The following is a 24,035-nucleotide window of genomic DNA, read 5'->3' as shown; positions in this document are numbered from 1 at the left end:
CGGCGAAACGAGGCGGCAGCCGGAGGTGAGGGGGCTTTCCGTAGGAGGCTTATCCGGGGAGCCCCCTCACCGTCGCCCTTCGGGCTTGCCTCGCCCCCGACAAGGGGGGCTCGGCCCTCTCCCCGCGAGCGGGGAGAGGGGAACGCCGTCTGCCGCGTCCGCACCCCACCCGGGAGCCCCCCGATGAGCGACATCACTCTCGGAGGCTTCCCCCTCGATCTCCTCGCGCTGCAACTTGTCACCGGCATCGCGCTTGGGGCGATCTACGTGCTCGTCGGCATCGGCCTGTCGCTGATCTTCGGGCTGATGAACGTCGTGAACTTCGCCCACGGGGCGTTCTTCATGGCCGGCGCGTATGTCGGCGTGTTCCTGTACGGCTATACCGGGAACTTCTGGGTCAGCCTCGTCGCGGCGCCACTGGCGATGGGGCTCCTCGGGCTCGTCGTGGAGCGTGTGCTGGTGCGCCCCCTCTACGGGCGGGGCATCGACGATCCGCTGCTCCTCACCTTCGGCCTGTCCTATGTGATGATCGAGGCCGTGCGCATCGCCTTCGGGCTCACCGGCCTGCCGTTCGGGGCGCCGCCGGAACTGCGCGGCGCCGTCGATCTGGGCATCGGGTATTTCCCCCTGTACCGGCTGTTCCTGATCGCCTTCTCGCTGGTGGTCGTGGGCGCCCTGTGGCTGTTCATCGAGCGCACCTCCTTCGGCCTCGTGATCCGGGCCGGCGCCCGCGATCCGCAGATCGTGCAGGTGCTCGGCATCGAGATGTCGAAGATCTGGCTCGCGGTGTTCGGCCTCGGCTGCGCGCTCGCCGGGCTAGCCGGCATCCTTGCGGCGCCGCTCCAGGGGGTCACGCCGGAGATGGGCATCCCCGTGCTCGCCGAGGCCTTCGTGGTGACGGTGGTCGGTGGAATGGGCTCCCTCGCCGGGGCGGTGCTGGCCGGTCTCCTCGTCGGCATCGTCGTGGCGATGACCTCGCTGGTCGCCCCCGACATGACCAAGATGGCGATCTTCGCCCTGATGGCGCTGGTGCTCCTCGTGCGCCCACGAGGCCTCCTCGGCCGGGCGGGAGCGCTGGGATGAACGCACCCACCCCCGGACAGGCCCTCGCGAAGGGCGGCGCGCTCCCTTCGGCCCGGCCCGGCTCCGGCCGCACCGGGCGGCTCCTGACGCTCGCCAGCCGACACCGGGTCAGCCTCACGCTCGCCTTCCTCCTCGTGTTCCCCTGGATCGCGCCCTATCAGGCGCTCGCGGTGAACATCCTCGTGCTCGGGCTCTACGCGCTCGGGTTCAACCTGCTGTTCGGCTATACCGGGCTGCTGTCCTTCGGACACGCCGCCTTCCTCGGGGGAGGGGCCTATGGCTGCGGTATCGCCATCGCCCAATACGGGCTGCATCCGGGTCTCGCCCTCGTGGCCGGCACGCTGCTCGCGACCCTCCTGGCGGTCCTGATGGGCGTGCTCGCGATCCGCACGCGCGGCATCTACTTCGCGATGACGACCCTCGCCCTGTCGATGTGCATCTACTACGCCTTCTACCGCGCAGAATCCTTCACCGGCGGTGAGAACGGCCTGCGCGGCATCAACGTCCCGAGCCTCGCCCTGCCGGGCGTTACGCTGAACCTCCTCGACCCGCTGGTGAAGTATTACGTCGTGCTCGCGGTGGTCGCCGTCGCGGTCTGGCTGTTCTCGCGCCTGCTGTCCTCGCCCTTCGGTGCCGTCCTGGAAGCGATCCGTGAGAACGAGGGCCGGGCGCAGGCCTGCGGCTACGACGTCGCCCGCATGAAGCTCGTGGCCTTCGTGATCTCCGGGGCGATCTGCGGCCTCGCGGGAGCCTTGCAGGCGATCCACCTCTCGATCGTGCCGATCGAGACGATGCATTACTCCACCTCCGGGCAGGCGGTGATGATGGCGCTGCTCGGCGGCATGGGGACCTTCTTCGGCCCCTTCGTGGGCGCGGCGACCTTTTCCCTGTTGCAGGACGGGCTCGCGACGCTGACGAGCCACTGGCAGCTCTTCGTCGGCGCGATCTTCATCGCCTTCGTGCTGTTCCTGCCGCTCGGCATCTGGGGCGAGGTGCTGGCCCGCTTGAGGAGGGCCGGATGGTGAGCGCGGCACCGATCCTCGCGACCGAAGGGCTCGGCAAGCGGTTCGGGCATTTCCGCGCCCTGTCGGAGGTGAGCGTCACCTTCCCCGAAGGCGGCATCACCGCGATCATCGGGCCGAACGGGGCGGGCAAGTCGACCTTCTTCAACCTGATCTCCGGCGCGTTCCCGCCAAGCGAGGGACGGGTGCTGTTCCGGGGGCGGGACATCACCGGATCGGCGCCCCACCACTTCGCCCGGATGGGCATCGCCAAGTCGTTCCAGATCACCAACGTCTTCCCGCATCTGACCGTGCGCGAGAACGTTCGGGTGGCGGCCCAGGCGCGGGCCGTGCGCTTCGCCTTCTTCCGCCACCGGTCGAGCTATCCCGAGCTGACCGAGCGGGCCGAAACGCTCCTCGGCGAGGTCGGGCTCTCCTCCCGGATGGACCGCCTCGCCCGCGAACTCGCCCATGGCGAGCAGCGCGCCCTGGAGATCGCGGTGGCGCTGGCGGCCGAGCCCTCGCTCCTCCTCCTCGACGAGCCGACCGCCGGCATGAGCCCGGAGGAGACCCGCGAGATGATGGACCTCGTGCAGCGACTGGCGGAGAGGCGGACGCTGATCCTTGTCGAGCACAAGATGAAGCTGGTGATGGGCCTGTGCCGCCGCCTCGTGGTGCTGCACCAGGGCCAGCTCCTGGCCGAGGGCACCCCCGACGACATCCGCGCCCATGCCGAGGTGCGCCGCGTCTACCTGGGCAAGAGCGCATGAGCGCCGTGGCGTCGCCGCTCCTGGCGGTCGAAAATCTGAAGGCGTGGTACGGCCACTCCCACATCCTGCAGGGGATATCTCTCAAGGTCCGCTCCGGTGAGATCGTCACGCTGGTCGGCCGCAACGGCGCCGGCAAGACGACGACGCTGAAGGCGATCATGGGCCTCGTCGCCAAGCGCGAGGGCCGGGTGAGCTTCGCGGGCGCCGACATCCTCCACCGGCCACCGCACGAGCGCTTCCACCGGGGGCTCGCCTACGTGCCGGAGGAGCGGCGCATCGTGCCCGGCCTGACGGTCGAGGAGAATCTGCGCCTCGGCATCCTGGCGGCGAAGGGCGAGCGGGTGTCTCGCCGCGACGAGGGCCGCCGGATCGAGGTGATCGCCGAGACCTTCCCCCGGCTGAAGCAGCGCCTCAAGCAGGAGGCCATCACCATGTCCGGCGGGGAGCAGCAGATGCTCGCCATCGCCCGCGCCCTGATGGCCGAGCCGGTGATGGTGCTCCTCGACGAGCCCTCGGAGGGGATCATGCCGATCCTCGTGGAGGAGATGTTCGCGCAGTTCGTGGCGATGAAGCGGGCGGGCACCACGATCCTGCTGGTGGAGCAGAACGTCGAACTCGCCCTCGACGTCTCGGACCGCGTCTACATCGTGGATGGTGGCGCCGTCGTCCACACCGCCCCGGCTTCCGCGTTGCGGGCCGATCCCGAGATCCAGGCGCGCTACTGCGCCGTCTGAGACAAGGAGACGAGGATGGACATCGCAGGCGAGTACCGGATCCCCGCCGCCCGCGCGGCCGTCTGGGCGGCGCTCAATGATCCGCAGGTTCTCGCCCGCTGCATCCCCGGTTGCAAAGAGCTGGAACAGGCCACGCCGGATGAGATGAAGGCCAAGGTTGCCCTGAAGATCGGGCCGGTCTCGGCCACCTTCGCGGGCACGGTCCGGCTGGAGGACGTGCGCCCACCCGAGGGCTACACCCTGGTGGGCCAAGGCAATGGCGGCATGGCGGGCTTCGCCAAGGGCCGCGCGGTGGTGAACCTCGCGGAGGAGGGCGCCGAGACGATCCTCACCTACACCGCCAAGGCCGAGATCGGCGGCAAGATCGCGACGCTCGGCGGGCGTCTGATGCAGGCGACCTCGCGCAAGCTGGCGGACGAATTCTTCGGCAAGTTCGCGGCCGAGTTCGGTGGGACGGGAGACGCGGCGGCGTCGCAGGAAAGACCGCAGGTCGCCGATCCGGTCGTCGACCGCTGAGGCGTTTTGCAGGGACTTTAGTCGCTCGGCCACATCGTCCTTGCGAACGACGCGAAGCGATCCAGGGAGGCGCCCGATGCGGAAGCGGCCCGCTAGCCATGGATTGCTTCGCTCAAGCTCGCAAAGACGGTCGAGCGGGCGATTAAGAGCCGCACCCGAACGAGTCGCTTCAGCCAGCCTTCTCCAGATCTTCCCCTCATCCTGAGGTGCGGCGAAGCCGCCTCGAAGGAGGGCTCCAGGGATCGCGCGGCGGGCTGGAGCCCTCCTTCGAGGCCCGCTGACGCGGGCACCTCAGGATGAGGTGAGTGGTTTGGAGCCGCCTCACCATGATCGGTCGCTGCTGTAGATCCGACCGTTGAATTCCCACCACACCCTCGGTTCGCCGCCGGCCGCCTGATTGGCTTTTCGAGCAACTAATTGCTGTCTGGCCGACCGCATTTGAGCTTCTCTGACGTCGTCATCAGAGGAGCAGCGTGTGGCCAACCCAGCGATCGAGCTTCCGAGCCCGCCTCCGTTCGATCCCGAAGCCATTCCCGACACCGCAACCCTCGCGCGCGGCGGGACCGGACTCCGATTGACGTGGCGCGACGGGCTCAAGGCCACGCTGCCGGCCGAGGGCTTGCGTCTGCGGTGTCGGTGCGCGTGGTGCACACGCGACCGTGTGGTGGGCGCCTTTCCTGAAGCCGTCCCCGGCGTGGGCGTCACCCGCGTCGAGGCCATGGGCGGCTATGCTGTCCATATCGCGTTCACGGATGGCCACGCCCGCGGGATCTTTCCCTGGGCCTACCTGCGCGCCCTCGCGGCCGAGGCCGCCGAGAGCCCACCGGCCACCGCGCACGCCGCCTGAACCCCCATTCCGACCCCTCGGCGACTGCATGAGGGCCGACTCTCCGTTGACGGGACTTAGCCATGAGCGCCTTCGAACTCGCGACGACGACCGAGATCATCGAGACCGATATCCTGGTGATCGGCGGCGGCACCGGCGGACCCATGGCCGCCATCAAGGCCAAGGAAGCCGACCCCAAGTTGCGGGTCCTTCTGATGGAGAAGGCCAACGTCAAGCGCTCGGGCGCGATCAGCATGGGCATGGACGGGCTGAACAACGCCGTCGTCCCGGGTTACGCGACACCGGAGCAATACGTGAAGGAGATCACCGTCGCCAATGACGGCATCGTCAACCAGAAGGCGGTGATGGCCTATGCCCAGGGCTCGTTCCCGATGATCCAGTACCTCGACAAGCTCGGGGTGAAGTTCGAGAAGGACGGTTCTGGCGAATACAACATGCGCAAGGTCCACCACATGGGGACCTACGTGTTGCCGATGCCCGAGGGGCACAACGTCAAGAAGGTTCTGTACCGACAATTGCGCCGATTGCAGGTCGGCGTCACCAACCGGTACATGGCGACGCGCCTCCTGAAGGGGGCGGACGGGCGCATCGCCGGGGCCATCGGCGTCAACACCCGCACCTCCGAATTCCTCGTGGTGAAGGCTAAGGCGGTGATCCTCGCCTGCGGCGCCGCAGGACGGCTCGGCCTGCCGGCCTCCGGCTACCTGTTCGGCACCTACGAGAATGCCGCCAATTGCGGCGACGGCTACGCCATGGCCTACCATGCGGGCGCGCAGCTCGCGAACCTCGAATGCTACCAGATCAACCCGCTGATCAAGGACTATAACGGCCCGTCCTGCGCCTATGTCACCGGCCCGTTCGGCGGATACACGGCGAACAATCGCGGCGAGCGCTTCATCGAGTGCGATTACTGGTCCGGCCAGATGATGCTGGAATTCTGGCGGGAACTCCAGGGCGGCAACGGCCCGGTGTTCCTGAAGATGGACCACCTGCGCGAGGAGACGATCTCGGAGATCGAGACCATCCTGCACACGAACGAGCGGCCCTCGCGCGGGCGGTTCCACGAACGGCGCGGCACCAACTACCGCAAGCGCCCGGTGGAGATGCACATCTCCGAAATCGGCTTCTGCTCCGGCCACTCGGCCTCGGGCGTGTTCGTGGACGAATTCGCGCGCACCACCGTCCCGGGCCTTTACGCGGTGGGCGACATGGCGAGCGTGCCGCACAATTACATGCTCGGCGCCTTCGTGAATGGCGGCATCGCGGGCGCCGACGCGGCGGCCTATTGCGCCGCCACGAGCCTCGCGGATTTCGACGGCGGCGATCTCGCGGCCGAGCAGGCGCGTGTCCTCGCCCCGACCCGGCGCACGGACGGCCTCACTCCGCACGAGATGGAATTCAAGACCCGCCGCCTCGTGAACGATTACCTCGAACCGCCGAAGGTCACGGCCAAGATGGAACTCGGCCAGCGTCGCTTCGCCGAGATCCGCGAGGATCTGTCCCTGCTCTGCGCGCGCGGTCCCCATGAGCTGCACCGGGCCCTGGAGATGCAGACGATCCTCGACTGCGCCGACATGGCGGCGGCGGCTTCGCTCTATCGGACCGAGAGCCGCTGGGGCTTCTACCACTTGCGCGTCGATTACCCGGAAACGAACGACGCCGAGTGGGCCTGCCATACGGTGCTGTTCAAGGATGAACAGGGCCGGATGGCCCATGCCAAGCGCGCGGTCGACCCGTTCATCGTCCCCGTCGCCGCCGAGGAGATGGGCGCCTACTACCAGCTTCGCGTCAAGACGCCGGCCGCTGCCGAGTAGATTCTAGAAGAAACTGGAGATCGATCCATGCCGATCATCACTCAGGCCAGCAGCGCCGCGGTCGTTGTCGATGACCAAAAGTGTATCGCCGAGAAGGGATGCCGTGTCTGCGTCGATGTCTGCCCTCTCGATATCCTCGCGATCGATGAAAAGCGGCAGAAGGCGTACATGAAGTACGATGAATGCTGGTATTGCATGCCCTGCGAAGTCGATTGCCCGACGAACGCGGTGAAGGTCAACATTCCGTATCTGCTGCGCTGAGGCCGGTCATGAGCCCTGTATTCGAGACCTTCGACGACGATCTGGACGATCTCACCGAGCGTTGCGCCAGCCCCGATGCGGGCGTTCGGCGCGTGGCGATGATGGAACTGGCCGAGGCGGTTGGACCCGAGGCGAAGATCCTGCTCCTGAAGGGCCTCGCCGACGAGGACGCCGCCGTTCGCGCCGCCGCGGCCAAGGCGCTGGACGAGCACGACGGCACGGATGTCGTCGAGGGTCTGGTTCGCTCCCTGGAGGATGCGGACGAGGCCGTCCGCCGCGCCGCCGCCGACACCTTGGCCGAGAAGAAGGAGCCGGCCTGCGGGCCGCTCTTGATCGATCGTGCCGAGCACGCCGACCCATTCGTGCAGGCCTCCGCCCTGCGCGCGTTGCGCGAGCTCGTGCTTCCGGACGCCCTCGCGGCGGCACTGAAGGCGCTGCGCAGCCCGACCTCCGATGTCCGCCGGGAAGGTCTCGGCGTCATCGGCTACCTCAAGGCCGAACAGGCGCTGCCCGCCCTGATCGCCACGGCGGGAGACCCGGACCCGACCGTCCGCCGCGCGACCATGGCGGCCCTGGTCTTCCTGCGCCCAGGCGGCCCGGGCATCTCGACGCTGATCGCGGGCCTATCCGACGAGAACTGGCAGGTGCGCGAGGAGGCGGCGGTGTCCTGCGCGAAGATCCGCCTGCCCGAGGCGACGGCCCCGCTGATCGCCACGCTGGACGATCCGGTCTGGCAAGTTCGCACCAAGGCGGCGAACGCCCTCGGGCGGATCAAGGCCCAGGCGGCAGTCCCAGCGCTCGGCGTAATCCTCGGCTCGGAGATCAGCAACCTGCGTAAGGAGGCGGCCGCAGCCTTGGGCGAGATCGCCGATCCCAGCGCCCTTGCCGCCCTGGAAGCCGTGGCGGACGATCCCGATCCCGATGTGCGCAAGCTCGTCCATTGGGCCATCGGCCGCTGCCAGGGGCGGCCCTGAGAGGACCCACGTCCGCCAGGTCGAGCGAGTGGGATCCAGCGAAGCGCGACGTTCGGAATCGGCCCGCTGCACTCGATTGCTTTGCGATGACGCGGCGAGGTTCAGCATTCATCCCGCCTCACGACGTTCTCCCGAGAGGAGGACGGAGAGTATGTTCGTCTCCACCTCGGCCTGCGAGGCGTAGCACTTTCCAAAGACGCGCCGCTGCGCTCGCCACCCCGAAACGTGCTTGAGTTTAGAGCCCGCACAAGGTCTGTTGCGCCGCTGCATGTGATGTGTAGGAGCCGGCTATGCAGACCGTTGCGCCGTTACGCCCATCCCCCATCGGGGTGTCCGCGCAGGCGGGGGCGCTGCTCCTTCCCGAACCGGCGCCTCAAGGGGGAAACGGTCAGCGCCCGCTGTTTGACGGGTTGAGCGAGCGCGAGATCGCCCTCGTCATGGAGCGCGGCAAGCGCCGTGTTCTGGACCGGGGCGCGACGCTGTTCACGCAGGAAACACCCAACGACGGCATCTGGCTCGTGGAAAGCGGGCGCATCCGCGTCTTCTACGCGGCGCCGTCGGGCCGGGAGATCACCCTGGCCTATTGGTATCCCGGCAACTTCGTCGGCGGGCCGGACGTGTTCGGCACCGGGCTTCACAAATGGTCCGGCATGGCGGCGAGCAATGCCAGCGTGCTGCACCTGCCGGGCAAGGCCCTACGGCAGCTCGTGAGGCAGATCCCCACCCTGGCGATCGGGATCATCGATGGGCTCACCTTCAAGGGCCGCTGCTACTCGACCCTGGCGCAGATGCTCGGAACCCGGTCGATCACGGAACGGCTGGCGCATCTCCTCCTGCACCTGTGCGATCTGTACGGTGTACCCGAGGAGGACGGGGCCGTGATCGCCTCGACCTTCACTCATGCCGACCTCGCCCATATGGTCGGGGCCACCCGGCAATGGGTGACGATCAGCCTGAAGCGCCTTTCAGAACAGGGCGTCGTCGCGACGCGGAGGGCGCAGATCGTCGTGCTGCGCCCGGAAGTCCTCCGGGAGATGCGGGGCGGTGACGAATGCGCCTAGTGCGGTTTCGGTTGATTGGGATCACTCGCTCAACCGTCTTTGCGAGCGACAGCGAAGCAATCCAGGGCTGCGGGACTTGACCGGACGTAGCGGATCCCTGGATTGCTTCGCTCCGCTCGCAAAGACGGGAGACACGGTGTGAGCCGAGTTTCCCCGAAAATGCTGTAGAACAAAAGCTTGCCGCTTAACGGCGCAGCCTCTTCGCTGTCGCTCGCGCAGACGATCAAGATTCAACCGGACCCGGTTTGGCCGCTGGGCATCGTGAATATCTCAGCGGCGGGCTCGGTGTCGGTCAGGTTACGGGTGCCGGGTTGAATAGCGCGAGGTCGTTGTAGAGACCCCAGCGGTCAGACCAAGGGCGCTTGCGTCCGCTGGCGACGTCCAGGATCAGCTCGAACAGGTCCTGACCCGCTTCTTCCAGGGTGCGCTCGCCGGTCGCCACGCGCCCGGCGTCGAAATCGATGAGATCGGACCAGCGCTCCGCCAGTTCGGTGCGGGTGGCGACCTTGATCACCGGCGCCTGTGCGAGCCCGTAGGGCGTGCCCCGGCCGGTCGAGAACACTTGGAGCGTGATGCCCGAGGCGAGTTGCAGCGTCCCGCACACGAAGTCGCTGGCGGGCGTCGCCGCGAAGATCAGGCCCTTTTCCTTCACCCGCTCGCCGGGCGCCAGAACCCCGCTGATCGGGCTCGCGCCGGATTTGGCGACGGAGCCCAGCGCCTTCTCCACGATGTTGTTCAACCCCCCCTTCTTGTTGCCGGGGGAGGGGTTCGCCCGGCGGTCGGCGCCGCCCTTGGCGAGGTAGTCGTCGTACCACGCCATCTCGCGCACCAGCGCCTGCGCCACCTCGGGGGTCGCCGCGCGGGGGGTGAGAAGGTGGATCGCGTCGCGAACCTCCGTCACCTCGGAGAACAGCACCGTCGCGCCGCAGCGCACGAGGAGATCGGCGCAGATCCCCATGGCGGGGTTGGCGGTCACGCCGGAGAAGGCATCGCTGCCGCCGCATTGCAGGCCGACCACGAGGTCGGACACGGGGCAGGTCTCGCGGCGGCGCCGGTTCAGCACGTCGAGGCGCTGCTCGGCCATGGTCATGATCGTGTCGATCATCATGCCGAAGCCGGCATGGTGCTCGTCCTGAAGCCGCGTCACGGCGCCGGTCTGGGTGGCATCCGGCAGAAGACGCTCGGAAACGAGCTTCTCGCAGCCGAGGCCGACCACCATCACCTCGCCGCCGAAGTTCGGGTTGCGGGCGATGTTCTGGAGCGTGCGGATCGGGATGTGCGCCTCTGGGGCGCTGATCGCGACGCCGCAGCCGTAGGTGTGAGTGAGCCCGACCACATCATCGACGTTCGGGAAGCGCGGAAGCAGCTCTTCCTTGATCTTGCGGATCGCCACGTCGAGCGTGCCCGCCACGCACTGTACGCTGGTTGAGATGGCGAGGATGTTCTTGGTGCCGACCGTGCCGTCGGGATTGCGAAACCCCTCGAACGTGTAGCCGTCGAGCCGGGGCAGGGGCGCCGGCGGGCGGATCGTCATGTCGAGGGTGTCGAGGTCCGGCGCGGCCGGAGTTTCGACGCGGGATTCCTCGACCCAGCTGCCTTCGGGGATCGCATCGATCGCGAGCCCGACGATCTCGCCGTAGCGGCGCACGGCACCGCCCTTGGAGATGTCGGTGAGCGCCACCTTGTGGCCCTGCGGCACGAATTCCCGGAGGGTGATGCCCTCCGGCAGGGTGGTCCCCGCCGGCAGGCCGAAGGCGTTCACGACGATGGCGACATTGTCGTCCGGGTGGACGCGGATCGTGCGCGGGGTATCCCCCGGCAGGCGGGAGGGCCGCTCTGGTGCGGACACGTCGCTCGGCGTCGCCATCGTCGTTTCGTCCCTTGCTTATGCGTCTTTGCGGCCGTCGATCGTGCGCGGCACGTTCAGCGGGTTGGCCTGCTGCAGTTCCGGCGGCAGCAGGGCGTCGGGCAGGTCCTGGTAGCAGACCGGCCGCAGGAAGCGGTCGATGGCGAGGCTGCCCACCGAGGTGGTGCGCCCGTCGGAGGTCGCCGGGTACGGCCCGCCATGCACCATGGCATGGCCCACCTCGACACCCGTGCCGAAGCCGTTGACGAGGATGCGGCCGACCTTGCGCTCCAGCACCGGAAGCAGGGCGCGGGCGGCGTCGTGGTCGCCGTTGTCCATGTGCAGGGCCGCCGTCAGCTGGCCTTCGAGCTTTCCGAGGACCGCGCGGATCTCGCTCAGGTCGCGGCAGCGCACCACGAGGGAGGCGGCGCCGAACACTTCCTCGGCGAGCTTGTGGTCCGCGAGGAAGGAGCCGGCGTCGGTGGCGAACAGCGTCGCGCGCCCCTGCGTCTCGCCGCCGGCCTGGCCCTGCGCGATGCGCGTGACGGCCGCGTTGGATTCGAGGGCAGCGACCCCGGCGCAATAGGCCTTGTGTATGCCGGGCGTCAGCATGGTCTGCGCCGCGACCCCTTCCAGCGCCTGCGCGGCGCCGGAGAGGAAGGCGTCGAGGCCTTGGCCCTCGACCGCGAGGATGAGGCCGGGATTGGTGCAGAACTGGCCGGAACCGAGGGTGAGCGCGCCGACGAAGGCCTTGCCGATCTCGGCCCCGCGAGCCTCCAGGGCGGAGGATAACAGGATCACGGGATTGATCGAGCTCATCTCGGCATAGACCGGGATCGGCACCGGGCGCGAGGCGGCGAGCTTCATCAGCGCCGTGCCGCCCGTGCGCGAGCCGGTGAAGCCGACGGCGGCGATGCGCGGATCGGAGACGAGGCGCTTGCCGACCTCGATGCCGTTGTCGAACAGCAGCGAGAACACGCCCTCCGGCAGGTCGCTTTCGGCCACGGCCTTGGCGACGGCGCGGCCGACGAGTTCAGACGTGCCGGGATGGGCCGGGTGCGCCTTGGCGACGACGGGGCAGCCGGCGGCCAGCGCCGAGGCGGTGTCGCCGCCGGCCACGGAGAAGGCGAGCGGGAAGTTCGAGGCGCCGAACACGGCGACGGGGCCGACGCCGATGGCACGCAGGCGCAGGTCCGGCCGGGGCAGGGGCTTCCGGTCGGGCAGGGCGGGGTCGATCCGCGCGGAGAGGTAGCTGCCCTCGCGCAAGACGCTGGCGAACAGGCGCAACTGGCCGACCGTGCGGCCCCGCTCGCCTTCGAGGCGCGGACGCGGCAGGCCGCTCTCGGCCATGCAGCGGACGATGAGGTCGTCGCCGATATCGAGGATCGCCTGGGCAATGGCGTCGAGGAAGGCGGCGCGGCGCTCCGGCGTGATTTCGCGGAACGTGTCGAAGGCGTCGTCGGCAAGCGCGCAGGCGCGCTCGACCTCATCGGCCGAGGCGGCATGGAAAACCGGCTCGATCTCGCGGCCGGTGGCCGCCTCGACCGCGCGGAAGCTCTCGCCTTCGCCCGCCGATTCGCCCCCGATGATGCTGCGTCCGGTGAGGGTCATCGTGTTCTCCATCGCGCCTGAAGGAAGCCCCGCCTCAGCGGACGAGGCAGGGGCGCTTGTTGTCGAAGGTCCAGCCCGGGATCAGGGCCTGCATCGCGGCGGCGTCGTCGCGGGCGCCGAGGCCGTGCTGCTTGTAGAGTTGGTGCGCGGTCTCGACCTCGTCCCAATCGATCTCGATGCCGAGGCCGGGTCGCTCGGGGACTTGAACCAGCCCGTTGCGAATCTGCAAGGGCTCCCGCGTCAATCGCTGGCCGTCCTGCCAGATCCAATGGGTGTCGATGGCGGTCACGCGGCCGGGCGCGGCGGCGGCGGCGTGTGTGAACATGGCGAGCGACACGTCAAAGTGGTTGTTCGAGTGCGAACCCCAGGTGAGGTCATGGTCGCGACAGAGCTGCGCCACGCGCACGGCGCCGGCCATGGTCCAGAAATGGGGATCGGCGAGGGGGATGTCGACCGAGCCGAGCTGGATCGCATGGCGCATCTGGCGCCAATCGGTCGCGATCATGTTGGTGGCGGTCGGCAGGCAGGTGGCCCGGCGGAACTCGGCCATCACCTCGCGGCCGGAGAAGCCGCCTTCAGCGCCGCAGGGGTCCTCGGCATAGGCGAGGATGTCGCCCTTGCCCTTGCAAAGGGCGATGGCCTCGTTGAGCGACCACGCGCCGTTCGGATCGAGGGTCACGCGGGCCTGCGGGAAGCGCCGCTTGATCGCGGTGACGGCCTCCATCTCGGCCTCGCCCGCCAGCACGCCGCCCTTCAGCTTGAAGTCGTTGAAGCCGTAGGCCTCGTGCGCGGCCTCGGCGAGGCGGGCGACGGTTTCCGGCGTCAGGGCCTCCTCGTCGCGCAGGCGGAACCAGCCGTCGCGGGCCTCCGGCTCGCGGTAGGGCAGGTCGGTGCGGCGGCGGTCGCCGACATAGAACAGGTAGCCCAGCATCTCGACCTCATCGCGCTGCTGGCCTTCGCCGAGGAGGGCGGCCACCGGCACGTTCAGGTATTGTCCGAGCAGGTCGAGGAAGGCGGATTCCACCGCCGTGACGGCGTGGATCGTGATGCGCAGGTCGAAGGTCTGGAGGCCGCGACCGCCGGCATCCCGGTCCGCGAAGTGGCTGCGCATCGTGTTGAGGACGGCATTCCAGGCGCCGAGCGTCTTGCCGACGATGAGGCTCCGCGCCTCTTCCAGCACCCCCCGGATGCCTTCGCCGCCGGGAACTTCGCCGAGGCCGGTCGCGCCGGTCGAGTCGGTGAGCACGACGAGGTTGCGGGTGAAGAACGGGCCGTGCGCGCCCGAGAGGTTCAGCAGCATGCTGTCGCGGCCGGCGACCGGCACGACCTTCATGTCGGTGATAACGGGGGTGTTGCGGGCGGCGTGCTGGGTCTGTTCGAACGGCATGGTCTGCCTCCCTGGATGCGTTTTTTATGGGAGAGGGAGGCCCGCTCCAGGGAGCGGGCCCGGGGCGTTCAGGGCTGGGCCTTCAGCTCGACGCGGCGGATCTGGCCGACGACGACGAGGTAGCAAAAGACCGCGGCGAGGGCGTTGGCGCCGACGAAGACCAGGGCGCCGTTGAACGAGCCGGTCGACTGGACGATGTAGCCGATGATGATCGGCGTCGTGATGCCGGCGGTGTTGCCGAAGGTGTTGAACAGGCCGCCGGAGAGGCCGCCGCTTTCCTTGGGCGAGGTATCGGCCACCACGGCCCAACCCAGCGCGCCGACGCCCTTGCCGAAGAAGGCCAGCGCCATCAGCCCGACCACGAGGGCATCGGCCTGGACGTAGTTGCAGCCGACGATCGCCATCGAGACCAGCATGCCGGCGACGATCGGGATCTTGCGGGCGGCGGTGAGCGAGTAACCCCGGCGCAGCAGCACGTCCGAGATGAAGCCGCCGAGGATGCCGCCGATGAAGCCGCACAGGGCCGGCAGCACCGCCGCGAATCCGGCCTGCAGGATCGAGAGGCCACGCTCCTTCACGAGGTAGACCGGGAACCACGTCAGGAAGAAGTAGGTGAGCACCGTGATGAAGTACTGGCCGAAATAGATGCCGAGGAGCATCCGGTTCGAGAGCAGTTCCTTCAGCGTGCGTCCCGCCTGGCCCGCGCCGCCGGAGCGGGCGCCGTCCATCACCATCAGGGCGCCGCCCTGGCGGATGTAGTCGCGCTCGGCGCGGCCCACCATCGGGTGGTTCTCCGGCCCGTAGACGAACTTCAGCCACAGCAGGGCGAAGACGACGCCGAGCAGGCCCATCACGGTGAAGACGTGGTGCCAGGAATAGGTGTGGACGATCCACGCCATGAGCGGCGTGAACAGCACCGTGGCGAAGTACTGCGCCGAGTTGAAGAAGGCCGAGGCCATGCCACGCTCCCGCGCCGGGAACCACGCGGCGACGATGCGGGCGTTGGCCGGGAAGGCGGGCGCCTCGCTGAGGCCCACGAGCAGGCGCAGCGCGAAAAGCAGGATGACGGCGGTGAAGCCGGTGAAGAACCCGACCGCGCCCTGGATCAGGGTGAAGCCCGACCACATGGCGATGGACGCCGCGTAGACCCACTTCACGCCGAAACGGTCGAGCAGCCAGCCGCCGGGGATTTGCGCCAGCACGTAGGACCATGCGAAGGCGGAAAAGACGTAGCCCATCTGGATGGGCGAGAGGCCGAGTTCCTTGGCCATGTCCGGCCCGGCGATCGAGATCGTCGCCCGGTCGGCGTAGTTGATCGCGGTCGCCATGAAGAGCATCAGCGCGATCAGGAGGCGCACGCGGCCGCGCTTGACCCCCGAGGGGGCAGCCGCGTCCGCCGCAGCGGTGGTGGTCGTCACGTCCATGGGCGTTCTCCCGGGTGGCCGCGCCCGTTTTCGGACGCATCGTTCTCCGCCGTTGGCCGGCGTGTCGTCTTGGATGGGGGCGGCGTCACCGCCCCCGGATGGTCAGCGGCGGTCGCCGATCAGGGCCTTCAGCTCGGCCAGTTCGCCGGCATCGAGATCGGTGAGCGGCGAGCGCACAGGGCCGGCGTGGCGGCCCACGGCGGTCATGCCGGCCTTCACGATCGACACCGCATAGCCGCGCTTGCGGTTGCGGATCGCGATGTAGGGAAGGACGAAGCTCTTCAGCTCGGCATAGACCGCGTCGCGGTCCCGGCGGCGGACCGAGTCGTAGAACGACAGCGCCCATTCCGGCAGGAAGTTGAAGATCGCCGAGGAATAGGTCGTCACGCCCATTTCCAGGTAGGGCAGGGCGAAGGTTTCGGCGGTGGGCAGGCCGCCGATATAGGTCAGGCGATCGCCGAGGCCGGCATAGACGCGGGTCATCAGCTCGACGTCACCCACGCCGTCCTTGAAGCCGACGAGGTTCGGGTTGCGCTCGCACAGGCCGGCGAGGGTCGTCTCGTTCAGCTGGGCGTTGGAGCGGTTGTAGACGAAGATGCCGAGGCTGGTCGCCTTGCACACCGCCTCGATATGCGCGGCGAGGCCGGCCTGCTCGGAGCCGACGAGGTAGGGCGGCAGGAGGAGGATGCCGTCGGCGCCGGCGGCCTCGGCGGCCTTGGCCATCTCGACCGCGAGGGCGGTGCCCTGGCCGGCGGGGGCGATGACCGGCGTACGGCCGCGCGTCTCCTCGATGCAGGCGCGCAGCACCCGGTCGATCTCGGCGGGGGTGAGGGAGAAGAACTCTCCCGTGCCGCCGGCGGCGAACAGGCCGGAAACCTTGTAATCGGCAAGGCGCGAGAGGTTGTCGCGGTAAGCCGCTTCGTCGAAAGTGAAATCGTCCTTGAAGTGCGTTACCGGAAACGACAGCAGGCCGGAGCCCAGCTGCTTGGCCATCTCCGCAGGGGTCATCCGCGCCATCGTCCGTCTCCCATGATTCGCGCCGTTCGGGCGTCTGCAATCAGGGGTATGCCTCGTTGATTCTCGCGTCCAACGTTGATTTTGGATTGATTATCCTCAATCCTGCATCAATGTTCGATCTGGGACACGCCCGTAGCTTCGTCGCGGTGGCCGAGGAGTTGCACTTCGGCCGGGCCGCCGCGCGGCTGAACCTGACGCAATCGCCGCTCTCCCGGCAGATCCAGATGCTGGAGCAGACGCTCGGCGTCGCGCTTCTGGAGCGCACCACGCGGGCCGTGCGCCTGACCCCCGCCGGCCGCACCTTCGTGGCCGAGGCCTACCGGGTGATCGCGGCGGCGGAGAACGCCGAGCGCGTCACGCGCCGCGCCGCCCGTGGCGAGAGCGGGATGATCCGCCTCGGCTTCACCGCCGCCTCGGCCTATCGCATCCTGCCGCGCCTCGTGACGCATGTCCGCGACAGCCTGCCGGAGATCGACCTCGCCCTGGAGGAGATGGTGTCCGGCGAGCAGGTCCAGGCCCTGGAGGCCAACCGGATCGATCTGGCGCTCCTGCGTCCGTCACCGGCCCTGGCCGAGAGCGCCATCGAGGCGATGCCGCTGACGCGGGAGCGCCTGATCCTGGCCGTGCCGCAGGGCCATCGGCTCGCGCTCGGCCGTGCCCCGACACTGGCCGATCTCGATGGCGAGCCCTTCGTCACGTGGTCGCCGCGCGGTGGCCGCTATTTCATCGATCTGCTCGACGCATTGTTCGAAGGCGGCTCCGTGCAGCCGCGCGTGGTGCAGCGGGTGAACCAGGTCCACGCCATGCTGGCGCTGGTCGGTGCCGGGCTCGGAATCGCGCTGGTGCCCGATGGCGCCCGCAGTATCCGCGTGGCGAATGTCTGCCTGCGGGCGATTCGCCTTCCCGCGACCGCGCAGCCGGAACTGCACCTTGCCGCGCGCCGAGACGACGCCAATCCATGCCTCGCCACCGTGCGGGAGGTCATCGTGAAGGCGTTTTAATAGCACACTGCGATTCGGTTCTGCTGCTAATGCAGACATGACGGCGAGGAATGTGGCCTGTATGCCCGTTCAATGCAGTCTTACGTATTCGAAAGGACTTGCGCGGGTCGCGGCGGACGGACAAAAGTTAACGAACCGTAGCCTTGCCGGGAGCGAGCCTTGCACCGCGTGATTCGCTCAGTGACCGCCGCCATCGTGACCGTTGCGGTGGTGGCGCCCCCTCTCGAGATGGCGCAGGCGGCCGGGCTCGGCCGCGAGGCGTCCAACGCGGAAGGCGTCAACGCGAACGCGAAGGTCGCCGCCATCATCGAACGCGAACACAAGATGTGGGGCCGGCTTTCAGCCTCGATCTGCTCAGGCTGCATCACGGCCGCCAACCGCGTCGCGCCGATCAGTTTCGTCAGGCCGGGCGACAAGCCGGTCGCGGAAGACCGGATCGAGACGGTGAAGGTTGCCGTGCACAAGGCTGGATCGCCACGCCGATTCGTGCAACTCAGGAAGCGCTTCGCCAAGCTCCATCGGCGCGAGCGCCTGCGGCTCGCGTCGCGCGCCCGGCTGAGGGCAGCCCTCGCCCGGCGGCACGCGATGCGGCTGGCGGCGCTGAAGCGTCGTCATCATGCCACCGTCGTGCGCGCGACCTTCGTGCCCGCCTACGACGTGGGTTCCGTGAACACGGTGTACCGCATTCCCAACGATCAGCCGTTCACGCCGCGTGACGACGGGCGCTGGCATGAGACGATCCTGCCGACCGCGACCCGCATGCGTCGCAGCTGAGGTCGCATCGGGCGCGTTGCCGCGCCGAGGAACCGGCAGGGCGGACTTCCCTTGTCCGGGGGACCGCACTGATGCGGACGGAGCCTCGACACGATGCGACTGCGACCGGCGATGGCCCTCGGGCTGGCCTTCCTCATCATGCCCGCAGCGGCCTTTGCGCAGGGCAAGCCCCTGCCGCCACCGGCGAGCGACGCGACACCGCCCATAGCGCTGACGATCACGATGAAGGATGGGAAGCCGGTCTGCGATCCGGCGGAACTGCTCGTGCCGGCCAACACCAATGTCGCGCTCGACATCAGCAGCCAAGCCAATGCCGATGTCACGCTGACCATTCCCGGGCAATTCTCGAACGGCCTTGTGCAACATGCGGACGGCGATCTCGTCCACGTGGCGAGCGAGAAGGGCTATCTCGTGAAGCGCAACGGCAAGGGAACACTCAAGCTGCGGACCGAGGAGCCGGGCCAGGTGAAGTACGCCTGCACCGCCACCAACAACCAGAGCCAGCCGTTCAACGGCACCTATACCCGCAAGGCGACGAACGGCTGAGCGTCATACGGGGCGGCCCCGGCGCTGGTCCGGGGCCGCGTATGGGATGATCAGTCGACGACCTTGCCGTCCGGCCCGACCTTCACGGTCTGCTCCTTGTCGGCGCCCGCGACCTTGATCTCGTACTGCACGGCCTTGCCGTCCTTCGATACCTCGGCCTCGTAGGCCTTGCCGCCGCCGGCCTTCTGCTCCGCGATGGCGAGAGCGTCCTTCAGCGTCGTCTTCGCCTCGTTGAAGTTCTTCGTGGTCAGGAAGGTGAAGTAGCGCTCGATCGGCTGGTTCTCGGTCTTGTAGACCGCGCCGGTATCGGCATTGATGCCGTATTCCACGAGCTTGCCGCTCGGATAGACGACCTTCACGGCGTAATGTACCGGGTTCTTGCTGTCGGCCTTCTCGAAGTCGGCGTCGATGGCGCGGCCGCCCTTCTCTTCACCCTGCATCTCTGCGGTGCTGATCGCCTGCGGCAGGGCGACCTTGGCGATCTTCGCGACCTGCCACTCCTTCATGTCCTTCATGTCGCCCGTCGAGCCGGTGGTGGTGCCGGTCTGGGCGAACGCGAGGCTGGTGCCGAGCAGAAACAGGCCGGCAGTAGCGGCAAACGTCTTCGTCATGGCGGGTATTCCTCGTTTTCGAGTGAGTTGCCGTCATGAACGCCTCAGGCACGAGCCTGTTTCATCGATCCTGATACGATCCGTATGCGGATGGGCCGCGGCCCCGCGTGAACGACGCCGAGGTGAAGCTGACGCCTCGGGAATACGACTTCCTGCGGGTGCTGGTGAGCCATGCCGGCAAGGTGCTCACGCACGCGCAATCGATGCGGGCGGTGTCGACGTCGTCGGGCCCGCAATACTTCAGGGTCTACATGCGCCAGCTTCGCCAGAAGCTCGAAGCCGATCCCGAGCGCCCCCGCCTCCTGCTGACGGAAACGGGCGTCGGCAACCGGCTTCGCGCGCCGGACGCCTGATAGGTCAGGTCCGTAGTTCGAGCCGCTCGCCCGACACACGCACCGCATCGGGGCGGCGGCCTGTTTCGGCGCTGGCGTAGTGAAACGCGGCCTGCCGGTCGCGGAACAGTCCACCACCGCGCCCGTGGATTTCGACGGCGACCCAGCGCCCTCGCGAATCCTGGCCGACGACGAAGCAATTCTCTTCCTGCCCGCCAAGAGCGGCGGGGGAGGCACTGACGATAAGGGCGGGTGACATCGGATGGTGGGGTTCACGCGATCCTCTCGGGACCGCGCGCCTCATGTGAGCCTACTGGCGTGAGGGATCGAGGGGGCGATGGGGCAACTCCTATGAGGATGTCGTGAGGACACGTCTCACAGCGCCCGTTCCGGCTTGCTGCTCGTCAGGCGCAGGTTCAGCGGCCGGCCGGCGATGGCCCCGCCGAGTCCATCAGTGATCGGAATGGGCAGGCAGTGCGAGATCGCACCGAGCGCCGCCGCGATGAAGGTGCGCTGTTCGTCGCTGCTTCCGATGAGGCGGGAATGGGTGATGCGCGGCTGGCCGAGCAGCGAACCGTCCCGCTTCAGGCTGAACAGCACCGTCACCTCGGAGCCCAGCGCCCCGGGCGGAACGCCGTCGAGCTTGGCGCAAGCGCCCAGGATCCGCCACAGGGCGGCGAGGTTGTCCGCCGGGGCGGCGTGCGCCCCGAGGGGGAGGGCCGCGATGCAGAGCGCGAGCGCGGCGGCGCGGCCCATGCCCATCGCCTAGCGGTTCGTGTTCGCGGACGTCTGCCCGAACATGATCTTCTTGGCGTCCTCGCTCATGGTCTTCCCGAAATCGGGGTTGATCTTCGGGGCATGGGCATAGGCGGCCTTGGTCCCGGGCCGCTCCGCGATGGCGTGGAACCAGCGCTTCAGGTGCGGGTGATCGTCGATGTTCTGGCCCTGCTTCTCCCACGGGACGATCCACGGATAACAAGCCATGTCGGCGATGGTGTAATCCGGCCCCGCGATAAACTCACGGTCGGCGAGGCGACGGTCGAGGACGCCGTAGAGCCGGTTGGTCTCGTTGACGTAGCGCTTGATTGCGTACTCGATCTTCTCCGGCGCGTATTGGCTGAAATGGTGGTTCTGCCCGAGCATCGGGCCGAGGCCGCCCATCTGCCAGAAAAGCCACTGCAGCACCTCGTAGCGACCGCACAGCTCCTGCGGAATGAAGCGTCCGGTCTTCTCAGCGAGATAGAGGAGGATCGCGCCGGATTCGAACAGGCTCATCGTGCCGCCGCCCTTCGGCTCGTGGTCCACGATCGCCGGCATGCGGTTGTTCGGTGCGATCTTGAGGAAGTCGGGTTCGAACTGCTCACCCTTGCCGATGTTCACCGGCTTGATCGTGTAGGGCAGCCCGGCCTCTTCCAGGAACATCGTGATCTTGTGGCCGTTCGGGGTCGGCCAATAATACAGATCAATCATCGCACGTCCTCGTTGCAGGCCGTCATCCCGGCCCGGTGCAGGCGTGAGGGAGGTGGGTCGAAAGGACGCCGGGATCAAGCCGGCCGAACCGAATCCCGCCATCGGACTTATCCCACGATCGCCGGCTCTCGACCGAACAGGTTGGCGACCGCAGGAGAGAACTCATGCCCTGGTATGCCGTGCGTCCGCGTGATCCCGCAGACCCGCGCTGGCCCTTGCCGGGCACGGAGCAGATCGTCCTGAAGGCGGACGATTCCGACGATGCCAGGGTGAAATTCGAGGGGGCCTACCCGAGCGAGCCCTATGGCAGCCCCACCGTGCCGGTGCGCGATGCCGGGCTCGGCAGCTTTCGCGGCGATCCCGACGCCCTGTCGGTCGAAGAGACAGGCGAACCCCCGGCTCCGAAGGAATGAAGCCATGGACAGCAAGAGTGCACGCCTTCGCGTGACCCTCGACGGACAGCTTGTGGACTACTGGTCCCGCGAAGCGACGCGCCTCGACGCCATGGCCGCGAAGGCTCGCTTCGGCTGGCAGCGGCGCAGCCTCGAACGAAAGGCCGAACGCGCGCGTACCCAGGCCGAGCGCAGCCGCAGCCGCGATGCGGCACGCAGGGGGCCGATCGCCGGCGCGAATTTGGGCGTTAGCCAAGGCTAAGAGGTATTCCCAACACTCGAAGCTTTGCCATGGTCTTCCGGGTGCGAGTCCGGTTAAGCAGCCCGCGCCCACCACTTCGGTTCGACCATGGAACGCTCGCAGCAAGCCGCCCTGCTCAGCGCGGGGATCGGCGTCGCCGTCACGGCGCTGAAATTCTACGCCGCGTGGCTCACCGGGAGCCTCGCGCTGTATTCCGATGCGCTGGAGAGCATCATCAACGTGGTCGCGGCGGCGGGCGCGTTCATCGCCCTGCGCATCGCGGCGCAGCCAGCCGACGAGGATCATCCCTACGGCCACCACAAGGCCGAGTTCTTCTCCGCGGTGATCGAGGGCGCGCTCATCATCGTGGCGGCCATCCTGATCCTGCGCGAAGCCTATAACGGCTTCCTCGATCCGAAGCCCCTCGACGCCCCCGCCGCCGGCTTGGCGATCAACGCCGTCGCGGGTGTCATCAACGCCGCCTGGGCCTGGGCGCTGCTGCGCTGGGGCCGCCAGTGGCGCTCGCCCGCCCTGATCGCCGATGCGCGGCACATCTTCGCCGACGTGCTGACCTCGATCGGCGTGCTCGGCGGCGTCGCGGCGGTGTGGTTCACGGGAATGCCGGTGCTCGATCCGGCCATCGCCGGCCTCGTCGCCCTCAACATCCTGTGGTCCGGCTTCCGCATGGTGCGGGAATCGGTGGACGGCCTGATGGACAAGGCCGCCCCGCCCGAGATCGTGGGGCAGGTGCGCTCGCTCATCTCGCAGCATGGCGAGGGCGCGCTTGAGGCGCACGACGTGCGCACCCGCTCGGCGGGCAGCGCGACCTTCGTGGATTTCCACCTCGTGGTGCCGGGCGACATGACGGTCGCGGCGTCGCATATCATCTGCGACCGGCTCGAGGATGCCCTCGAAACCTCGATCCCCGGCACCGTCGTGACGATCCACGTCGAGCCGGGCGACGAGGCCAAGGCGCGCGGCCTGCCGGTTCTCTGAACGGAAAGGAGCGTTCCAGCCGGTTCTCTGGAACGCTCCCCTTCTCGCCCGGAGCTGGGAGGCAATCAGCTCCAGGCGTGGAAGGGTGGGTTCACGCCGTTGAGGGCGTGGTTGCCGACGATGGCGTATTTCCAGCGCACCGGATCGTGCAGCGTGTGGGTGCGGGCGTTGCGCCAGTGCCGGTCGAGATTCTCGGCGGCCAGGGTCGAGCGGGTGCCCGCCAGTTCGAACAGCTTGTTCGATGCGGCCAGCGCGATCTCCGTGGTGAGAACCTTCGCCTCGGCCACCGCGAGCTGCGCGGCGGCCACCGTTTCCGCGTCGGGCGCGGCGATGGCGACATCCAGCGCCTCACCCGCACGGTCAAGCAGCGCCTCGGCGGCATGCTGGCGGATGGTGAGATCGCCAACGGCCTGGATCGTGTAGGGATCGTCCGAGGCGCGATCCTGCCCGCTGTCGATCCACGGCCGGGCCTTCTCCCGCACGAAGGCGATGGTGTCATCCAGGGCGGCGCGGCCGATTCCGGCATCGATGGCCGCCTGGATGATCTGGAACACCGCTCCGTCCGTGCGCGGCCCCTCGTAGCCTTTCCAGGCGGGGACGAGATGGGTCTTGGGCACCCGCACATCCTCGATGAGGACCGTGCCGCTCGCGGTGCCGCGCTGGCCGAAGGCGGACCAATCGTCGATCACGGTGAGGCCCGGCGCATCCCGCTCGGCGATGGCGTACCACGCGCGCCCCTCGCCATCGACCGCGACGATGGGCACGAGATGCGCGAGCAACGCGCCCGTCGCATAGAACTTCTGCCCGCGCACGACGACGTGGTCGCCATCCTCGACGAAGCGCGTCTCGAACTCGGCGGCACGCTTGGTGCTCCGCTCGGAGAAGGCGTTGCCGAAGCGGACGCCGCGCAGCACCTCGCCGAACAGCAGCGCCTTTTGCGCCTCATCCGACACGGTTCGGATGGCCGCGACGATGCCGAGATGGTTCTGGGCGATCTGGCCCACCGACGGATCCGCCGCCGAGACGATGGCGATGACCCGCGCCAGCGTCCGGTAGGACACCTCCGGCCCGCCATGGGCCTTCGGCACGTTGATGGACCAGAGGCCGCTTTGCGAGAAGGCGTCGACCTCGCGCAGGGGTCGCACCGAGTCGCGGTCGCGCTCTGAAGCCCCCGCGCGGATGTCTGCGGCCAGCGCGGTGGCGACGGTGATCGCCTCGGCGTCGTCGCGGATCACATGGGCGGGTGACGAGGGCCTGGCGGGGCCCGGTACGCCGGCCGCGCTGGTTCCGAGGGTCTGGTGGTCGAGGGCGATGGTCAAGGCAGCC

General features: G+C 68.2%; 26 protein-coding genes and 1 pseudogene. 17 read left to right on the top strand and 10 right to left on the bottom strand.

Annotated elements, in window-relative coordinates; genetic code table 11:
- Window positions 1–183: 183 nt before the first annotated feature.
- The 10 genes from ACS5Q7_RS04030 to ACS5Q7_RS03985 all read left to right on the top strand — a co-directional run bounded on the left by ACS5Q7_RS04030 (window position 184) and on the right by ACS5Q7_RS03985 (window position 9,061).
- Window positions 184–1,083: a branched-chain amino acid ABC transporter permease gene (locus ACS5Q7_RS04030; protein ID WP_478338141.1), complete on the top strand. Its 900-nt coding sequence runs from the start codon at window positions 184–186 to the stop codon at window positions 1,081–1,083.
- Window positions 1,080–2,108, top strand: coding sequence for a branched-chain amino acid ABC transporter permease (locus tag ACS5Q7_RS04025; RefSeq protein WP_478338140.1), 1,029 nt, complete (start codon window positions 1,080–1,082; stop codon window positions 2,106–2,108). Before ACS5Q7_RS04030 ends, ACS5Q7_RS04025 begins: the two co-directional genes overlap by 4 nt.
- On the top strand, window positions 2,102–2,854 hold the full coding sequence (locus ACS5Q7_RS04020; RefSeq protein WP_478338139.1) for an ABC transporter ATP-binding protein: 753 nt from the start codon (window positions 2,102–2,104) through the stop codon (window positions 2,852–2,854). The genes ACS5Q7_RS04025 and ACS5Q7_RS04020 overlap by 7 nt, the downstream gene beginning before the upstream one ends.
- Complete coding sequence (locus ACS5Q7_RS04015) at window positions 2,851–3,588, top strand: ABC transporter ATP-binding protein (protein ID WP_478338138.1); 738 nt, start codon at window positions 2,851–2,853, stop codon at window positions 3,586–3,588. Before ACS5Q7_RS04020 ends, ACS5Q7_RS04015 begins: the two co-directional genes overlap by 4 nt.
- Window positions 3,589–3,603: 15 nt before the next feature.
- The gene (locus ACS5Q7_RS04010; protein ID WP_478338137.1) at window positions 3,604–4,104 is read left to right on the top strand and encodes an SRPBCC family protein; all 501 of its coding nucleotides are present in this window, start codon (window positions 3,604–3,606) and stop codon (window positions 4,102–4,104) included.
- 475 nt (window positions 4,105–4,579) lie between these two features.
- Window positions 4,580–4,951, top strand: a complete 372-nt coding sequence (locus tag ACS5Q7_RS04005; RefSeq protein ID WP_478338136.1) for a DUF971 domain-containing protein — start codon at window positions 4,580–4,582, stop codon at window positions 4,949–4,951.
- A gap of 62 nt (window positions 4,952–5,013) precedes the next feature.
- Entirely contained in the window at window positions 5,014–6,765 is a 1,752-nt protein-coding gene (locus ACS5Q7_RS04000) for a fumarate reductase/succinate dehydrogenase flavoprotein subunit (protein WP_478338135.1), read from the top strand.
- Between the two features lie 27 nt (window positions 6,766–6,792).
- The gene (locus ACS5Q7_RS03995) at window positions 6,793–7,026 is read left to right on the top strand and encodes a 4Fe-4S dicluster domain-containing protein (protein ID WP_478338134.1); all 234 of its coding nucleotides are present in this window, start codon (window positions 6,793–6,795) and stop codon (window positions 7,024–7,026) included.
- An 8-nt stretch (window positions 7,027–7,034) separates the two neighbouring features.
- Window positions 7,035–8,000 (top strand): HEAT repeat domain-containing protein, encoded by a 966-nt coding sequence (locus ACS5Q7_RS03990; RefSeq protein ID WP_478338133.1) that lies wholly within the window; start codon window positions 7,035–7,037, stop codon window positions 7,998–8,000.
- A gap of 290 nt (window positions 8,001–8,290) precedes the next feature.
- Window positions 8,291–9,061, top strand: coding sequence for a Crp/Fnr family transcriptional regulator (locus tag ACS5Q7_RS03985; RefSeq protein ID WP_478338132.1), 771 nt, complete (start codon window positions 8,291–8,293; stop codon window positions 9,059–9,061).
- A gap of 292 nt (window positions 9,062–9,353) precedes the next feature.
- On the opposite strand, the gene garD is transcribed toward ACS5Q7_RS03985, so the two are convergent.
- The 5 genes from garD to kdgD form a co-directional block, all read right to left on the bottom strand.
- Window positions 9,354–10,928 carry a galactarate dehydratase gene (garD, locus tag ACS5Q7_RS03980; protein ID WP_478338131.1) on the bottom strand — a complete coding sequence of 525 codons (1,575 nt, stop codon included), beginning with the start codon at window positions 10,926–10,928 and terminating at the stop codon, window positions 9,354–9,356.
- Between the two features lie 18 nt (window positions 10,929–10,946).
- Complete coding sequence (locus ACS5Q7_RS03975) at window positions 10,947–12,518, bottom strand: aldehyde dehydrogenase (NADP(+)) (RefSeq protein ID WP_478338130.1); 1,572 nt, start codon at window positions 12,516–12,518, stop codon at window positions 10,947–10,949.
- A gap of 34 nt (window positions 12,519–12,552) precedes the next feature.
- A complete protein-coding gene (gene gudD, locus ACS5Q7_RS03970) occupies window positions 12,553–13,905 on the bottom strand; it encodes a glucarate dehydratase (protein ID WP_478338129.1) in 1,353 nt (450 codons plus the stop codon).
- 68 nt (window positions 13,906–13,973) lie between these two features.
- Entirely contained in the window at window positions 13,974–15,329 is a 1,356-nt protein-coding gene (locus ACS5Q7_RS03965) for an MFS transporter (protein ID WP_478338128.1), read from the bottom strand.
- A 102-nt stretch (window positions 15,330–15,431) separates the two neighbouring features.
- Window positions 15,432–16,346, bottom strand: coding sequence for a 5-dehydro-4-deoxyglucarate dehydratase (gene kdgD / locus ACS5Q7_RS03960; RefSeq protein WP_478338127.1), 915 nt, complete (start codon window positions 16,344–16,346; stop codon window positions 15,432–15,434).
- A 110-nt stretch (window positions 16,347–16,456) separates the two neighbouring features.
- Between kdgD and ACS5Q7_RS03955 the strand changes: the two genes are divergently transcribed.
- The 3 genes from ACS5Q7_RS03955 to ACS5Q7_RS03945 all read left to right on the top strand — a co-directional run bounded on the left by ACS5Q7_RS03955 (window position 16,457) and on the right by ACS5Q7_RS03945 (window position 18,667).
- Entirely contained in the window at window positions 16,457–17,347 is an 891-nt protein-coding gene (locus tag ACS5Q7_RS03955; RefSeq protein WP_478338126.1) for a LysR family transcriptional regulator, read from the top strand.
- 180 nt (window positions 17,348–17,527) lie between these two features.
- On the top strand, window positions 17,528–18,121 hold the full coding sequence (locus ACS5Q7_RS03950) for a hypothetical protein (RefSeq protein WP_478338125.1): 594 nt from the start codon (window positions 17,528–17,530) through the stop codon (window positions 18,119–18,121).
- Between the two features lie 93 nt (window positions 18,122–18,214).
- Entirely contained in the window at window positions 18,215–18,667 is a 453-nt protein-coding gene (locus tag ACS5Q7_RS03945) for a cupredoxin domain-containing protein (protein WP_478338124.1), read from the top strand.
- 50 nt (window positions 18,668–18,717) lie between these two features.
- Here the strand turns inward: ACS5Q7_RS03945 and ACS5Q7_RS03940 are convergent, their stop codons facing one another.
- The gene (locus tag ACS5Q7_RS03940; protein ID WP_478338123.1) at window positions 18,718–19,278 is read right to left on the bottom strand and encodes a PepSY domain-containing protein; all 561 of its coding nucleotides are present in this window, start codon (window positions 19,276–19,278) and stop codon (window positions 18,718–18,720) included.
- 104 nt (window positions 19,279–19,382) lie between these two features.
- On the opposite strand from ACS5Q7_RS03940, the pseudogene ACS5Q7_RS03935 reads away from it, so the two are divergent.
- Window positions 19,383–19,631 (top strand): annotated as a pseudogene (locus ACS5Q7_RS03935) (winged helix-turn-helix domain-containing protein); the annotation flags it as partial.
- A gap of 4 nt (window positions 19,632–19,635) precedes the next feature.
- Here ACS5Q7_RS03935 and ACS5Q7_RS03930 read toward each other — a convergent pair.
- From ACS5Q7_RS03930 to ACS5Q7_RS03920, 3 genes are all read right to left on the bottom strand, one after another.
- The gene (locus ACS5Q7_RS03930) at window positions 19,636–19,869 is read right to left on the bottom strand and encodes a hypothetical protein (RefSeq protein WP_478338122.1); all 234 of its coding nucleotides are present in this window, start codon (window positions 19,867–19,869) and stop codon (window positions 19,636–19,638) included.
- Window positions 19,870–19,985: 116 nt separating this feature from the next.
- Window positions 19,986–20,366 carry a hypothetical protein gene (locus tag ACS5Q7_RS03925; protein ID WP_478338121.1) on the bottom strand — a complete coding sequence of 127 codons (381 nt, stop codon included), beginning with the start codon at window positions 20,364–20,366 and terminating at the stop codon, window positions 19,986–19,988.
- A gap of 9 nt (window positions 20,367–20,375) precedes the next feature.
- The gene (locus ACS5Q7_RS03920; RefSeq protein WP_478338120.1) at window positions 20,376–21,080 is read right to left on the bottom strand and encodes a glutathione binding-like protein; all 705 of its coding nucleotides are present in this window, start codon (window positions 21,078–21,080) and stop codon (window positions 20,376–20,378) included.
- Between the two features lie 164 nt (window positions 21,081–21,244).
- Between ACS5Q7_RS03920 and ACS5Q7_RS03915 the strand changes: the two genes are divergently transcribed.
- The 3 genes from ACS5Q7_RS03915 (at window position 21,245) to ACS5Q7_RS03905 (ending at window position 22,709) form a co-directional block, all read left to right on the top strand.
- Complete coding sequence (locus ACS5Q7_RS03915; protein WP_478338119.1) at window positions 21,245–21,493, top strand: hypothetical protein; 249 nt, start codon at window positions 21,245–21,247, stop codon at window positions 21,491–21,493.
- A gap of 4 nt (window positions 21,494–21,497) precedes the next feature.
- Window positions 21,498–21,734, top strand: coding sequence for a hypothetical protein (locus ACS5Q7_RS03910; protein ID WP_478338118.1), 237 nt, complete (start codon window positions 21,498–21,500; stop codon window positions 21,732–21,734).
- An 87-nt stretch (window positions 21,735–21,821) separates the two neighbouring features.
- Entirely contained in the window at window positions 21,822–22,709 is an 888-nt protein-coding gene (locus tag ACS5Q7_RS03905; RefSeq protein ID WP_478338117.1) for a cation diffusion facilitator family transporter, read from the top strand.
- Window positions 22,710–22,774: 65 nt separating this feature from the next.
- Here the strand turns inward: ACS5Q7_RS03905 and ACS5Q7_RS03900 are convergent, their stop codons facing one another.
- The gene (locus ACS5Q7_RS03900) at window positions 22,775–24,028 is read right to left on the bottom strand and encodes an SfnB family sulfur acquisition oxidoreductase (RefSeq protein ID WP_478338116.1); all 1,254 of its coding nucleotides are present in this window, start codon (window positions 24,026–24,028) and stop codon (window positions 22,775–22,777) included.
- Between the last annotated feature and the right edge of the window lie 7 nt (window positions 24,029–24,035).

The sequence above is a fragment of the Methylobacterium sp. Gmos3 genome (assembly GCF_056430985.1).
Note: the sequence above shows the minus strand (reverse complement) of the source record. Positions and strands in the feature narration are given on the sequence as shown.